Origin of the sequence: Rhizobium sp. BK196, from assembly GCF_014193255.1 — a bacterium.
Classification (GTDB): Bacteria; Pseudomonadota; Alphaproteobacteria; order Rhizobiales; family Rhizobiaceae; genus Rhizobium.
The window spans coordinates 582,875-596,556 of sequence record NZ_JACHZB010000003.1 but is presented as its reverse complement, the minus strand read 5'-3'; the positions used below and the strand labels follow the sequence as shown (position 1 = coordinate 596,556).

16 protein-coding genes are annotated in these 13,682 nt (G+C 61.4%); 13 read left to right on the top strand and 3 right to left on the bottom strand.

From position 1 onward, the window contains the following. The first annotated feature begins 264 nt into the window (after positions 1–264). The 8 genes from FHT78_RS14070 to FHT78_RS14035 all read left to right on the top strand — a co-directional run bounded on the left by FHT78_RS14070 (position 265) and on the right by FHT78_RS14035 (position 5,393). Positions 265–684, top strand: a complete 420-nt coding sequence (locus FHT78_RS14070; protein WP_183744762.1) for a Na(+)/H(+) antiporter subunit B — start codon at positions 265–267, stop codon at positions 682–684. Further along, positions 684–1,061, top strand: a complete 378-nt coding sequence (locus FHT78_RS14065) for a Na+/H+ antiporter subunit C (protein ID WP_183744759.1) — start codon at positions 684–686, stop codon at positions 1,059–1,061. Before FHT78_RS14070 ends, FHT78_RS14065 begins: the two co-directional genes overlap by 1 nt. A 59-nt stretch (positions 1,062–1,120) precedes the next feature. Continuing rightward, entirely contained in the window at positions 1,121–2,668 is a 1,548-nt protein-coding gene (locus tag FHT78_RS14060) for a Na+/H+ antiporter subunit D (protein WP_183744756.1), read from the top strand. Next, a complete protein-coding gene (locus FHT78_RS14055; protein ID WP_183744753.1) occupies positions 2,665–3,144 on the top strand; it encodes a Na+/H+ antiporter subunit E in 480 nt (159 codons plus the stop codon). Before FHT78_RS14060 ends, FHT78_RS14055 begins: the two co-directional genes overlap by 4 nt. Next, positions 3,141–3,461: a cation:proton antiporter gene (locus FHT78_RS14050; protein WP_183744750.1), complete on the top strand. Its 321-nt coding sequence runs from the start codon at positions 3,141–3,143 to the stop codon at positions 3,459–3,461. The genes FHT78_RS14055 and FHT78_RS14050 overlap by 4 nt, the downstream gene beginning before the upstream one ends. After that, on the top strand, positions 3,461–3,793 hold the full coding sequence (gene mnhG / locus FHT78_RS14045; protein WP_183745365.1) for a monovalent cation/H(+) antiporter subunit G: 333 nt from the start codon (positions 3,461–3,463) through the stop codon (positions 3,791–3,793). The genes FHT78_RS14050 and mnhG overlap by 1 nt, the downstream gene beginning before the upstream one ends. 438 nt (positions 3,794–4,231) lie before the next feature. Continuing rightward, the gene (locus FHT78_RS14040; RefSeq protein WP_007821525.1) at positions 4,232–4,663 is read left to right on the top strand and encodes a MucR family transcriptional regulator; all 432 of its coding nucleotides are present in this window, start codon (positions 4,232–4,234) and stop codon (positions 4,661–4,663) included. A 304-nt stretch (positions 4,664–4,967) separates the two neighbouring features. After that, entirely contained in the window at positions 4,968–5,393 is a 426-nt protein-coding gene (locus FHT78_RS14035) for a YciI family protein (protein WP_183744747.1), read from the top strand. A 91-nt stretch (positions 5,394–5,484) separates the two neighbouring features. On the opposite strand, the gene FHT78_RS14030 is transcribed toward FHT78_RS14035, so the two are convergent. Continuing rightward, positions 5,485–5,907, bottom strand: coding sequence for a SufE family protein (locus tag FHT78_RS14030; protein WP_183744744.1), 423 nt, complete (start codon positions 5,905–5,907; stop codon positions 5,485–5,487). Positions 5,908–6,117: 210 nt separating this feature from the next. Beyond that, complete coding sequence (locus FHT78_RS14025; RefSeq protein ID WP_183745362.1) at positions 6,118–6,636, bottom strand: DUF5330 domain-containing protein; 519 nt, start codon at positions 6,634–6,636, stop codon at positions 6,118–6,120. Positions 6,637–7,086: 450 nt separating this feature from the next. Here FHT78_RS14025 and FHT78_RS14020 point away from each other — a divergent pair, with 450 nt between their 5' ends. Further along, the gene (locus tag FHT78_RS14020; RefSeq protein ID WP_183744741.1) at positions 7,087–8,625 is read left to right on the top strand and encodes a HAMP domain-containing sensor histidine kinase; all 1,539 of its coding nucleotides are present in this window, start codon (positions 7,087–7,089) and stop codon (positions 8,623–8,625) included. Then, positions 8,597–9,550, top strand: a complete 954-nt coding sequence (locus FHT78_RS14015) for a peptidoglycan-binding domain-containing protein (RefSeq protein ID WP_183744738.1) — start codon at positions 8,597–8,599, stop codon at positions 9,548–9,550. Before FHT78_RS14020 ends, FHT78_RS14015 begins: the two co-directional genes overlap by 29 nt. A gap of 90 nt (positions 9,551–9,640) precedes the next feature. Here the strand turns inward: FHT78_RS14015 and FHT78_RS14010 are convergent, their stop codons facing one another. Next, positions 9,641–10,705, bottom strand: coding sequence for an AraC family transcriptional regulator (locus FHT78_RS14010; protein WP_183744735.1), 1,065 nt, complete (start codon positions 10,703–10,705; stop codon positions 9,641–9,643). A gap of 53 nt (positions 10,706–10,758) precedes the next feature. On the opposite strand from FHT78_RS14010, the gene FHT78_RS14005 reads away from it, so the two are divergent. The 3 genes from FHT78_RS14005 (at position 10,759) to FHT78_RS13995 (ending at position 13,655) form a co-directional block, all read left to right on the top strand. After that, a complete protein-coding gene (locus FHT78_RS14005) occupies positions 10,759–11,733 on the top strand; it encodes an oxidoreductase (RefSeq protein ID WP_183744732.1) in 975 nt (324 codons plus the stop codon). Between the two features lie 97 nt (positions 11,734–11,830). Then, positions 11,831–13,279 carry a methyl-accepting chemotaxis protein gene (locus FHT78_RS14000; RefSeq protein ID WP_183744729.1) on the top strand — a complete coding sequence of 483 codons (1,449 nt, stop codon included), beginning with the start codon at positions 11,831–11,833 and terminating at the stop codon, positions 13,277–13,279. Between the two features lie 37 nt (positions 13,280–13,316). Continuing rightward, positions 13,317–13,655: a DUF1491 family protein gene (locus FHT78_RS13995; RefSeq protein ID WP_183744726.1), complete on the top strand. Its 339-nt coding sequence runs from the start codon at positions 13,317–13,319 to the stop codon at positions 13,653–13,655. Positions 13,656–13,682 lie beyond the last annotated feature (27 nt).

Here is a 13,682-nt window from a genome sequence, read left to right as displayed (position 1 = left end):
TGACGTACCGCGGTTCCGCCCCCTCATCCGCCTGCCGGCACCTTCTCCCTGCGGGGAGAAGGGGAGTTTCGGCACCGTCGGCGCACTCTCAAGGGCATCGTGGGGCACGTCCCCTCTACCCACCGGGGAGAGGGTTAGGGTGAGGGGGCCACGAGCACTGCTTTTTGACTTGATGAGAGGGAATAGGTTTCGGCAAGTCAGATCGACCAGCGTCCGCCTTCCTGTGTCTGCCCGCCCGGCCACACCGATAAGCAGGGGCGCCCCATGAACACAGTCATCTTCCGCACGGTCGCGCCCTTTATCACCGCGCTGATGCTGCTCTTTTCCGTCTTCATCCTGCTGCGCGGCCACAATGAGCCGGGTGGCGGCTTCATCGGTGGGCTGATCGCCGCTTCGGCTTTGGCGATCTACGGCATTGCCTTTGGCGTGGGAGCGGTGCGCCGGGCAATCCGCTTCCACCCCCTGGCCATTGCCGGTTTCGGTCTGCTGCTTTCCTGCATTGCCGGCTTGGCCTCGATCCTCTTTGCCGTGCCCTTCATGACCGGCCTCTGGATCTATCCTGTCGTCTTTGGCGTGGAGGTGCCGCTTTCCAGCGTCATGCTCTTTGATCTCGGCGTCTATTTCGTCGTGCTCGGCGCCGTCGCCTCGATTGCGCTGGCGCTGGAAGAAAGAGAGATGGATTGATGGAAGCGCTCTTTGCCATTCTCGTCGGCCTGTTCTTTTCGGCAGCCGTCTATCTGATCCTGTCGCGCTTCTCGATCCGCATCATGCTCGGCATCGCCATTCTCGGGAACGCCGTGAACCTGCTGATTTTCACGGCAGGACGGGTGACGCGGGAGGTGCCGCCGATCATACCCACCGAGGCCGACATGCTGCCATCAGGTGCCGCCAATCCGTTGCCGCAGGCGCTGATCCTGACGGCGATCGTCATCTCATTTTCTTTCCTTGCCTTCCTGCTGGTGCTGACCTATCGCGCCTATCAGGAGCTCGGCACCGACGATACGACTCGCATGCACGATGCCGAACCCGACGACCGGCCGCTGCCGCCGTTGGGGTATTGATGGTGAGTAAGATGCGTATGCTCACCCATCCACTGACCCTCACGGGAGGCACCCACTAAATGGCCGCGCCCGTCTCCAATCTTGCCACCGCTATGGTCACCACCCCGATCCCGCCGGCCCACTGGCTGGCGATCCTGCCGGTCGCGCTTTGCATCAGCCTCGGCGCGCTGCTCCTGATGCTGCGCAGCCTTCCCCGCCTGCAGGCATGGATCGCCATCGCCGGCCTTGCCGTCCTGCTGTTTCTCGACGCCGCGCTCCTGCGGCAGGTCGTCGAACACGGCCCGCTCACCATGGTCATGGGCCGCTGGCTGCCGCCCTTCGGCATTGCTTTCACGGTCGATGTCTTCAGCGCGCTGATGGCGCTCGCCGCAGCGGTCGCTGCCCTCTCGGCCGGCATCTATGCGCTCTCTGATACCACTGAAAGCGGCCGGCGTTACGGTTTCTTTCCGCTGTTGATGCTGTTGATAGCAGGCGTCACCGGCGCATTCCTGACTGGCGATATCTTCAACCTCTATGTCTGGTTCGAGGTGCTGCTCATCTCCTCGTTCGGCCTGCTGATCCTTGGCTCCGAGCGGGCGCAGATCGATGGCGCATTGAAATATGCGGTGCTGAACCTCATCGCCACGACGTTGTTCCTGATATCGATCGGCATCCTCTATGCGAGCTTCGGCACACTCAACATGGCCGATATCGCCGAGCGGGCAGCAGGTTTGAGCGGCACGGCGCCGCTGATGACGCTCGCCTGTCTCTTCCTGCTTGCTTTCGCCATGAAGGCCGCGGCCTTTCCGGTGAATTTCTGGCTGCCGGCCTCCTATCACACGCCGCGCATCGCTGTTTCCGCGCTCTTTGCCGGCCTGCTGACCAAGGTCGGCATCTATGCGCTGCTGCGTGTTCTTGTCATGCTGCTACCGGCCGAGCGCGATGAACTCAGCCTGCTGATCGCGATCGTCGGTGTCCTGACCGTTATCGTCGGCGCATTGGGCGCGCTTGCAGAAACCGACCTGCGCCGTCTGCTCGGCTACGTGGTGATCTCGGGCATCGGCAACATGATGGTCGGTGCGGCACTCGGCACCGCCGACGGTCTCTCCGGTGCTGTCTTCTATGCACTGCATTCGGTGGTGCTGATGACGGCGCTCTATCTTCTGGCCGGCGAAGCGGGCAGGCGGGGCGGCTCCTTCTCGATTGCTGCGCTCGCCGGCCTCTATCGCCAGAACGGCTGGTTCGCGGCGATTTCGCTGATGCTGCTTCTGGCCGCCTGCGGCCTGCCGCCCTTTTCCGGCTTTTGGCCGAAGGTGCTGCTGGTCAAGGCCTCACTCGATGTCGGCGCCTGGTGGCTGGCAGGCGCGATCCTGCTTGGCGGCTTCCTGCTGACGATCGCCTGTGGCCGCGTCTTCCTGCTTGCATACTGGCGTCCCGCGCTCATCGCGCTCCCGGCGGTGCGGACCGGCTGGACGGCCGGTCTGCCGCTTGCTGCATTGACGATCCTGGTCGTCGGCTTCGGCGTCCTGCCGGAGCAATTGCTGCAACTCGCGCGCTCCGCCGCCGATGGGCTTGCCGATCCCTCCGCCTATATCTTCTCCGTCTTTCCGGAAGGGACTATACGATGAGCGTCCTGTTCCTCAGTCTGCCGCTCGCCATTGCTTGGGTCGCCGTGACCGGCAGCGCCTCGCCGCATAATTTCGTTTTCGGCCTGGCCCTGTCGCTGCTGTCGCTCGCCGTCGTGCGCGAGGCTTTTGCCCACCGTTCCCCGCCGCGCCGTATCCGCCCGCTGCATATCCTCCTCCTTGCCGGCCTTTTCCTGAAGGAGCTGGCGCTTTCGGCCTGGCGGGTGGCGCTGACGGTGCTTTCGCCGCGTATGCAGCTTACTCCCGGCATTCTCGCATTCCCGTTGACGGTGAGGGATGATTTCCAGATCACTCTGCTTGCCAACCTCATCACGCTCACGCCCGGCACACTCTCGGTCGATGTTTCCGCAGATCGGCGCACGCTCTATGTGCACGCGCTGCACTGTGCCAATCCGCTGGCTATCAGACGCGATATTGCTGACGGATTCGAGCGCCGTATCATGGAGGCCTTCGGATGATAACGCCCGCCGCAATCGTTTCCACTGCCGCAATCGCAGCGCTTGGCATCCTCTGCGTAGCGCTCTTGATAACGGTCTGGCGGGTCATTGCCGGCCCCAGCCTGCCGGATCGCATCCTGGCGCTCGACATGCTGACGGGTATCGCCATCGGCTTCATCGCTGTCGTCGCGGTGCGTACCGGCTTCTCGCTTTACATCGATATTGCCATTGCGCTCGGTCTCGTCGGCTTCCTGGCAACCGTCGCCTTCGCTCGCTTCGTGCTCTCGCGCGGACAGGTGGGAGATACCGGGCCTGGGGCGCAAAGGAGGAGCGAATGATGATGGACTATGCACTCGCCATAGTCACCGCCGTGCTGCTGTTGGCAGGCGCCTTCTTCGCGCTGGTGGCAGCGATCGGTATCCTGCGCTTGCCGGATCTCTACACGCGCATGCACGCCGCTTCCAAGGCCGGCACGGTCGGTTCCGGCTTGTTGCTGCTTGCCGCCGGGCTTTACTCGGGTGAACTTGCCGTGCTTGCAAGAGCGCTGGCCGGTTTCCTCTTTTTCATCCTGACGGCACCTGTTTCTGCACACCTTCTTGCGAAAGCTGCGCATAAAACCGGGCATTTTCCGGCCGATATCTCAGTACGTGACGATATGCGAATGCGCTGAGGACGAGCCTACTCAGAATTTTAAGCAATTTTACCCAAACTTATGCACCGGAAGCACGAGTAAAGCTTGCTGAACTGCTGACCAATTCTTTGTGAGGGATTTTTTTTCTAGGAAAATCACAATTAATAATTGGCCTTTTGCGAAAACGATGCTATTTGAAAAATCAAGTAGAGTTCTGATTGTGAATTAGAATCGTACTGCTTCTAAGTCCCTTTGCCTTGATTGCCAATGTCTAACTGGGTAACGGCCTGGAAGAATACGTAGTAACCCACCTTCAGGCAGTATTGGTGCAGAATACGGTCTTCGGAATCTAGGGGTGGATTTCCGGTTTTTCGAAACAAAAGGCTGCCACCTGCTCTTTTGCTGTTTTGCTCTACGACGAGGGTTCTTTGTCTCTTGAGAGAAGGACCGTTTGAGCATGCTAACAGGAGAAAGAATATGACGGATATGGCGACCGGCAATGCGCCGGAGCTGCTTGTGGAACTGACGGCCGATATCGTCGCGGCCTATGTCAGCAACCACGTTGTCCCGGTCAGTGATCTGGCCAATCTGATTTCCGACGTACACTCGGCATTGAGCAACACATCCGTACCGCAGCCGGTGGCAGCGGTCGTCGAAAAGCAGAAGCCCGCAGTCTCTGTCCGCAAGTCCGTACAGGACGAGCAGATTACGTGCCTGGAATGCGGCGGTAACTTCAAGTCCTTGAAGCGCCACCTGATGACGCATCACAATCTCGCGCCGGAAGAATATCGCGAGAAGTGGGACCTGCCTGCCGACTACCCGATGGTGGCCCCGGCCTACGCCGAAGCGCGATCGCGCCTCGCAAAGGAAATGGGCCTGGGGCAGCGTCGCAAGCGCGGTCGCGGCTGAGCTTCAAGCGCCGCTGGATAACAAAAAGCCGGGCCTGGGACCCGGCTTTTTTTATTCGTCCTCAAAGTGGCGTTGCCTCTTCGAATGACTTCCAACCTCTGTCAGCTATGTTCAAAAAGTGCGGCAAAAAATGTCGGCCCGGCGATTGCTCATCCGTCTCTAAAGCAATTCCAGCAAAAGTGCGTAGCAGTTTGCGTCCGGAATTGCGTGAAAGCAAAAAGATCGAGCATCTTCGTGTTCGAATAAAACGAAGATCTCAAGACAGGCAGGCGCTCATGCCGCCGCTGATAAGAGGAGAAGAGACATGCGTGTAATGGTTATCGTCAAGGCGACTGCAGACAGTGAAGCGGGCGTCATGCCCTCGACCGAGCTTCTGGAGGCCATGGGCAAGTATAACGAGGATCTCGTCAATGCCGGCATCATGCTGGCGGGCGAGGGCCTGCATCCGTCTTCCAAGGGAAAGCGCGTCGCCTTTGATGGCCCTAGGCGGCTCGTCATCGACGGCCCCTTCGCCGAAACCAAGGAACTCATCGCCGGCTACTGGCTGTGGCAGGTCAAGGATATGGATGAGGCGCTGGAATGGGTCAGGCGCTGCCCCAATCCGATGCCTGGCCCAAGCGAGATCGAGATCCGCCAGGTCTTCGAAGCTGCCGATTTCGGTGAGGCTTTCACGCCGGAGCTTGCCGAACAGGAAGAACGCCTGCGCGAAAAGATGGCCGACGGCAAATAATTCAGGAATATCATCCTTCGGCGCCCGGCGGATGTCCTCCGGGCGCTCGGCCGAATGTCATTGCAGCTCTGGAATATGCCGCTCACGCCTTTCAGGCTGCAGCGTGGACACGTGCTTCCTCGCGGATGCGGTTCACCATCGAACGCAGCCCGTTGGAGCGCTGCGAGGAGAGGTTTTCGGTGAGCCCGATCCTGGAAAAGATCTCGAAGGCATCCAGCGAAGCGATTTCCAACGCCGTCTTGCCGGAATAGGTGGCAAGCACGATGGCGACCAGGCCACGCACGATATGCGCATCGGAATCGCCTTCGAATGTCATGACCGGATCGTCGGGATCGCCTGACGTATGCGTTACCAGCCACACCTGGCTGGCGCAGCCCATCACCTTGTTCTGGGAAGTCTTCTTCTCGTCTGCCAAATCAGGCAGCGCCTTGCCGAGTTCGATGACGTATCGGTAGCGGTCTTCCCAATCGTCCAGGAAGGAGAAGTCGTCGATGATCTGGTCGAGGGTCGCCATGCTGTCAGGCCTTTCACTGTTACCGGATGATATAGGTGAAATGACCGCAGATTTGAACCCGTCAAAAAGAAACGCCGTGAGGGATGAGCATCCTCACGGCGCAGCAAAGTGCTGAAATAAACAGGGCAGGCACGTCAGGCATGGGGCATTTCCGCGTCATGCGGACCGCCGATGCAAGCTTGGGCACGGGCAAGGTGCCCGCGAAATTCGTCAGATTGCCGGTTTCGGCGTCGGCAGCGGGATCGACCCGGCCGGAATGGTACCAGTTACGACCTGTTCGGCCGAGGCGTCGTCATCGACAGGCGCGCGGTAGGGCTGCGGCAGGTGCGGCATCGGCTGGTTCAGTGCAGTCTCTGCCTCGCGCATCGTATTGGTGACCGCTTCCGGCAGGGAAGGCGCGGCGAGCCCCACAGGCTGCACCGCCGTCTTTGCGGAAGCCACTTTGGTGCTGTCATCCCTGAACTGGCTGTCGAGCAGTTCATAGGCGACACGGGCGCCTTCGCGAGCCCGATAGCCGAGAGCCGTCAGCGTCTCCCCGCCTTTGGTGCAGACCTCGGGCTTTTCGGAGCACATGCCGGTCATATAGTCATAGGCGCCGCTTGCCGCCGTAAAGGCGTCTGAAAGCTGCAATTGCGGGTGGCCGCCATTGTCGGAACTCTCCGAGCTGAAAACGGAGAGAGCGACGAGCACGAGGCCAAACCAGAATGATCCTTTGATCAGAAACCACATTGTCTTGCCCATCCTGTTTTCCCGTCCGGTCTTGTCGCCGAATCGGGCCGGTTGTCCGGTATGTCTGCACCCTACCGATAAGTTGCGAATGCCGCTTTTCGAAACTCACCGGCATTTGCGGCAAATTTGTCTCAAATTGTAATGATCGGTATTTTCGGAACATTTCAGTCAAATTCTACCTGATGTCGTTAAGCATGGTGGCAGCCGCCGCCTGCAATTGCTGGGCTTTTGGCCCGCCGCTCTGCCACAAGAGTTAACGCAATGCCGAAATATGAGGAAAATCCGTCGCTTACCTGCTATTAACCACGAAATTCAAAGAGCAGCACAGATGGCCCAAAACGGGACTTTTGGCGTTTTTGCGCTGTGGAAGGCGACTTTGCCTTATCCTTTCCTTAAGCCGCCGGGGCCTATTGTCCAGGTCAACGAAAGGCCTTTTCGGGCAGGTATTGCGTGCGTGTATTGAGTGACATTGGCGGCCGGGCGACAGCCCTCGTAGACCGGGCAGCGGCAGGCTGGCTCTCCCGGACGAACGGCGGCGAAGCCGTGCGCGGGAGCGAACTCGCCATTCTGCGCCGCCTCGTCTTCCTGTCCTCTGCCGCTCTCATCGCCGCTCCTGTCGGCCTCTCCATCGTCACCAGCCCCGCCGTTGCGCTGCCGGCCGGCGTCGCCACCGTCTGCGCCGCCTTTCTCTTTTCCGCCGTCGGCAGCATCGCGCTGGCCCGCCAGGCTATCCCGCAGCACACGACGGCAGCCAGTGCCGACGATCTCTTTCTTGAGATGAGCCCGGGCCTGGTGCTCTTCCTCGACCCGCACGGCAGCGTGACGATGACGGGCGGCCGCGACAAGCGCGATTATCTCGCCTGGATGCGCGACCTGAAGGGCCGTGGCTTCTTCGAGCAGGTGCATGTTTCCGATCGCATCCTTTTCCTGCAGGCGCTCGATGCGCTGCGCCAGGGCGAGGAAAAGGCAATCGTCGATCTGAGATTGGAGCGACCCTCGGTCTCGCGTAATAACAGGCAGTTCGCTTACCTGCGCATGGATATGACCGCGCGGCGCGATGTCGACGGCGTGCTTTCGGCCGTCATCGCCCAGTTGCATGACGTGTCGGTAGAACAGCGGCTTCGCGCCGAGGCGCAGACCCGCGCGGCCGATGCGGAATCGGCAAACGATGCCAAATCCCGTTTTCTTGCTGCCGTCAGCCACGAACTGCGCACGCCGCTGAACGCCATTCTCGGCTTTTCTGATATCCTCATCGGCGAATATTTCGGCAAGTTCGAAAACGAGCGTCAGCGTGAATATGTCGGCCTCATCCGTGAGTCCGGCGCGCACCTGCTCTCCGTCGTCAACACGATGCTGGACATGAGCAAGATCGAGGCCGGCCGCTACGAACTGATGCTCGAGCCTTTCGATATCGGCGCATCGATCCGCTCCTGCGAATCGATGCTGGCCCTGCAGGCCAAGAGCAAAGGCGTCACGCTCACGAGCCGTGTCCAGCGCGGTATCGGAGAGGTCGTGGCCGACCAGCGCGCGCTGCAGCAGGTTCTCATCAATCTCGTCGGCAATGCCGTGAAATTCACCGAAGCCGGCGGCGTGGTGACCGTCGATGCGGCCATGCGCGACGGTATTCTCAAGCTGACGGTCAGCGATACCGGCATCGGCATTCCCGCCGACAGGCTCGCCACACTCGGCCAACCTTTCGTCCAGATCCAGAATGATTATACCCGCCGATTCGAGGGCACGGGTCTTGGCCTCTCGCTGGTCAAAGGCCTCGTCGCCCTGCATGGTGGCCATTTCGCCATCGCCAGCCAGCCGGGCGAGGGCACGATCATCACCATCGAGATCGCGGCGGATGGTTCCGGAGCATCGGCTGTTGAAGATGTCGGCCAGGCGGAAACGGTCGAATTCCCGCCGCGGCTGAAGGGCGCGGTGGGTACCGCAGAACTGGAAGAGGGGCTTTTCGATGGCCGCGCGCAAGCGAAAATCGCCTAAGGGCAGGAAGGGGCGGCAGCAGCCGGGCCTTTTGATGACCGGTGCGGCGGCGCTCGGCGGCGTCGGCCTGCAAGGCGCGGCCGCGCTCGGCGGCCTGGGTCTTCAGGGCGCCGGTGCGCTTGGCGGTGTCATCGGCCGCAATCCCTCTGTTGCCGGAGGTACGATTGCCTTCGTCGTCATCTTCTCCTTCGTCGCCGCCAATGCGCTCTGGTATCAGCCGGGCGCGCATCCCCATCCGATCTTCCGAACGCGCGATCCGGGTGCGCCGAACGCCATCGGCTTCCATCCGCAGGCCGAGCTGCAGGGCAATGTCACCACGTTCCGCATCGAGCGGCCGGACGACTCCACTGCAACGACGCAAACCACGCCGCCGCCTGCCGTGGCCGCCCCACAGCCGAGCCAGCTCGTGATGGATATCCAGAAGGAGTTGATCCGCCGCGGTCTTTATAACGGCAATGCAGACGGCGTTATCGGACCGCGTACCAGTGCGGCAATCCTCTTCTTCGAGGAAACTGTCGGCATGGCACAAAACGGCGAAGCGACGCCCGATGTGCTCGCAGCGCTCAAAACCGATGCCGCCGGCCCTTCGACCGTTCCTGTCGAGAAGCCGCGGGAGGATGTGACGTCGAAGGCGACGGAGGAAGACCCGGTTGCAGCTGCCATCCGCAGCGCCGAAAAGACCGTCAAGACGGCTCCATCAGGGCCGAAACAGGTACCGCTGTCAGGCATCTCCAATGTCGATCTGGTGCTGAAGATCCAGAAGGGCCTGGTCAACATGGCCTACGCCAATGTCGGCGTCGACGGTGTCGCCGGGGAACAGACCCGCGCTGCTATCCGGCACTTCCAGAAGCACTATAATCTTCCGGAAAACGGTGAACCGAGCGAAGCCGTGTTGAAGAAACTCAAGGAAATCGGCGCGCTCTGACCGCGCCCTGAGGAAAACAGGTCGTCTCTGCTTTCCGTTGCCGTCGAATTGCAGACGATGAGCCCCAGTCCGGCATGCTGCCGACCGTCTTTAAGCTTGCCGTGTCACGCTTGACGGCCGGTTCGCCAGCCGCAGGAGCCGGTAGTCCACCGGCACCCGTCCTTCGACATCGACCACCTCTTCGATCGGCCCGGCATTCATGGCTGCCGACGTCCGGTAGCGCTTCGGCGCGATGCCGGTCACGCGCTTGAACGCATTGCTGAAGGCGCTTTCGGAGGTGTAGCCGAGTGAAAGCGCCAGTGCAGAAACCGGTATCGAGCCCTCCCGCAGCGCCCGTTCGGCGAGCCGCATGCGCCAGGCCGTGAGATAGGTGAGTGGGGCGACGCCCGCGACCGTCTTGAAGCGCAGCGCGAAGCTGGTGCGCGACATGCCGGCCGCTTTCGCGAGCTCTCCAAGTTGCCAGTCATGTGCCGGCTCCGAATGCATCAGTCGCAGCGCCGGCGCGATCTTTTCGTCGCCGAAGGCACGCAGCCAGCCGACCGTCAGCGGTTCCGACGTCATGATATGGGCGCGCAGCACCTGCACGAAGATGAGCTGCGAAAGCTGGGCCGAGGCAAGCAACGCGCCCGGCTTGCCGGCGGCCATTTCCCGCACCAACTGATCCAGCAGCCAGCGCAGCACACCAGCCTCGGCAAGGGTCGCCCGCACATGGATGACCGGCGGCAGCACGTCGAGCAACAGCGCCGTACCGGTCGTTCCAAGCGCAATATGCCCTCCGATATAGAGGAAATCTTCGCCCAGGCCGTATCGCGCCATACCGTTGACCTTCCTCTCCTTGAAAGCCGTGACGGCATCGGCCGGCTTCACCGCAAGATCGGTTGTCAGCACGAAGGAATGCTTGCCGTTGAGCAGGACGACGTCGCCGGCTTCGAGCAGGATCGGTGCGCTGCCGTTATCGAGCGCCAGCCAGCAGCGGCCTTTCGCGACGGCGCTGATCTTGATGCGGTTCGGCTGCGGAAAGGCAAGTGCCCAGGCGCCACCGGCAATCAGCCCGCCGGCAATCAGACAGCGGGCATCGAGCAGACTGAGCATTTCGGAGAGGGGGTCGCTGATCATTCTTGTACGATGGCGCAAGAAATTGGGATTTACAAGCATTCAAAATCCCGCAGGCCGGAGATAAATGTTCCCCGACCAGAAAGGAACATTCGATGTCCACTCCACAAGCTCCTATCGGCTCCGGTTTCGGCGCGGCGTCTACGGCCGAAGAGGTGGCTGCCGGCCATGATCTCACGGGCAAGGTGGCGATCGTCACCGGCGGCTATGCGGGTCTCGGCCTTGAGACCGCTCGCGTGCTGGCGGCCGCCGGCGCCAAGGTCATCGTGCCCGCCCGCAATATCGAAAAGGCCAGAGCCGCCGGCGAAATCGTCCCCGGCCTGAAGCTCGATTACATGGATCTGATGGATCCCGACTCCATCGACGATTTCGCCGATCGCTTCCTCGATGACGGTGAGCCGCTGCATTTCCTCATCAATAACGCTGCCGTCATGGCCAACCCGCTGACGCGCGACAGCCGCGGCTATGAATCGCAGTTCTCCACCAATCACCTCGGCCACTTCCAGCTCGCCGCCCGCCTCTGGCCGGCGCTGGCGAAGGCGGAGGGCGCGCGTGTCGTTGCCGTTTCCTCGCGCGGCCATGTCCGCTCCGGCGTCGATTTCGAAGATCCGATGTTTGAGAACCGCGAATATCAGCCTTATATCGCCTACGGCCAGTCGAAGACGGCCAACGCACTTTTTGCCGTCTCGCTGGATGCTTTGGGTGCAAGGGAGGGCGTACGCGCTTTCTCACTGCATCCGGGCGGCATCGTCACGACCGATCTCGTCCGCCACCAGTCGCGCGAATATCTGCAGGCGAGCGGCTATGTAGATGCGGGCGGTAATCCGGTCATCGACCCCGAAAATAACAAGAAAACCATTGCCCAGGGCGCAGCAACTACCGTCTGGTGCGCCGTCAGCGATGAATTGGAAGGCATGGGCGGCGTTTATTGCGAGAACTGCGACATCGCAAAGGCTGTACCCGCCGATTCCCAGGAGCTGCTCGGCGTGCGCCCTTGGGCGACCGATCCGGAACTTGCCGAACGCCTCTGGCAGATGAGCGAAAGGCTGACGGGCCTGACGCCGAGTTGAAGGCCACGTAAGACCTAAGTATAAGCTGCCATATTCTTAGGCAATTGTTAACCATGTTGCTTGAAGCTTCTCTAATATAGCTTGGGGGAGCTCGATCATGCAGGCGCTGAAGGCCGTAGAGGATAATGCGGGAGGTCCAGCCCATGCGCCGGATGGACCGGATCGCGACACCCTGCGCCATATTCTCTCGCGCCTCGCCGAAGAAGCCTCCACGCTTGGAGTAGACCTCGTCGATATAGCCGGCGCCATTCAGGACATGGCGGCGATGTCCGCCCGCCATGCCGCCGCCTTCGACGATGTCACCCGCACAGCCCTTTCCATCGCCGAGACCAACCGCTCCGTTGCCGTTTCGCTGCGCGAGACGGACAGCACCGCCACCCAGGCGCGTCACATGCTGAAGGAATCGGCCGATCGCCTGTCCGGCTCGGTCCAGGAAATCCGCCATATGGTCCAGTCCTCGGAAGAGATCAGCACTGAAATCTCCGGCTTCTCCCGCTCGCTCACCGACGTGGACAAGGTGGCCGCCGAAATCAGCACCATCGCTCGCCAGACTAACCTTCTGGCACTCAATGCCGCGATCGAGGCCGCCCGCGCCGGCGAGGCGGGCAAGGGCTTCGCCGTCGTCGCCTCTGAGATTCGGGCTTTATCGCTGCAGACGTCCAAGGCGACGGGCTCCATTCAGGAAACGCTGGAGCAGCTTCGCGTCAAGATCGATCGTCTCTCGACTGTCGGCGGCGGGGCCCGCAAGAGTGCTGCCGGCGTCAGCGAAAAGTCCGAGGCTATGCGCGGCGCCTTCGAAAGCATGGAGCATGTCATTACCCGCATCCTCGATTCATCCGCCGTCATGGCCAATACGACCGAGGCCGTGGATCGCGACTGCGCCGGCTTCGTCGCTCAGCTCGGCGAAATGTCTGCGGAGGTGCTGGATTCCAACGGCCGGCTGCAGCAGGCGGCCAAACGCGTCGACAGCGTCGTCGGCCTGTCGGAAACGTTGATCCAGTTGACCGCGAGCGCCGGTGTGGAAACCGCCGACCGCCGCTGGATCGAACAGGCGCAATCCGTCGCTGCCCAGATATCGCATGCTCTGGAGCGTGCGGTGGCCGAAGGCGCAATCGGTATGGAAAGCCTGTTCAATCGACAGTATCAGCCCATTCCCGGCACCGACCCGGTGCAGATGATGGCTCCCTTCACAGGCCTCGCCGACCGCCTGCTGCCGCCGATCCAGGAACCGGTTGCCGGTTCGGATGAGCGCATCGCCTTCTGCGCCGCCGTCGACGAAAATGGCTACCTGCCGACCCATAACAAGAAGTTCTCGCAGCCGCAGCGGCCAGGCGACACCGTCTGGAATACCGCCAACTGCCGCAACCGCCGCATCTTCAACGATCGTGTCGGCCTTGCTGCCGGCAGAAGCACCGCGCCCTTCCTCGTTCAGACCTATCGACGAGACATGGGCGGCGGCAATTTCGTGATGATGAAGGATATTTCCGCGCCGATCACCGTCCGCGGCAGGCATTGGGGCGGGCTGCGGCTGGCGGTTAAGGTATAGCGTTGCCGCCACCAGCTGGGCGGTCTATACCGCGCCCATGAGATTGCGCGCAGATATCTACGTTTCCGCACTCGTCCGCAGGGTCTTTTCCGCCGGCGATTTTGCTGCGGTGGAGAAGAAGGGCGCGGAGGAGGCGGGTGCCATCTTCATTCGCCAGCGCTTCCGCGACGGGCTCGAAACCCTCTATGCGCCGGCCCCCCAAAGCTTCTTCGACGAGGAGAGCAGCGGCGACCGCCTGTTCGAAATCAGGCTGGAGCGCGCCGAGCCGCACGAGGTGCAGGAAATGCTGGAGCGCGAGCGCAAGTTCGACCCCGATCTCTGGATTGTCGAGCTGGAGACAGACAAGGCCTCGGAACTCATTCCGATGACGGGCTGATGGTCTGCCTTGAATTTACGCCAATTG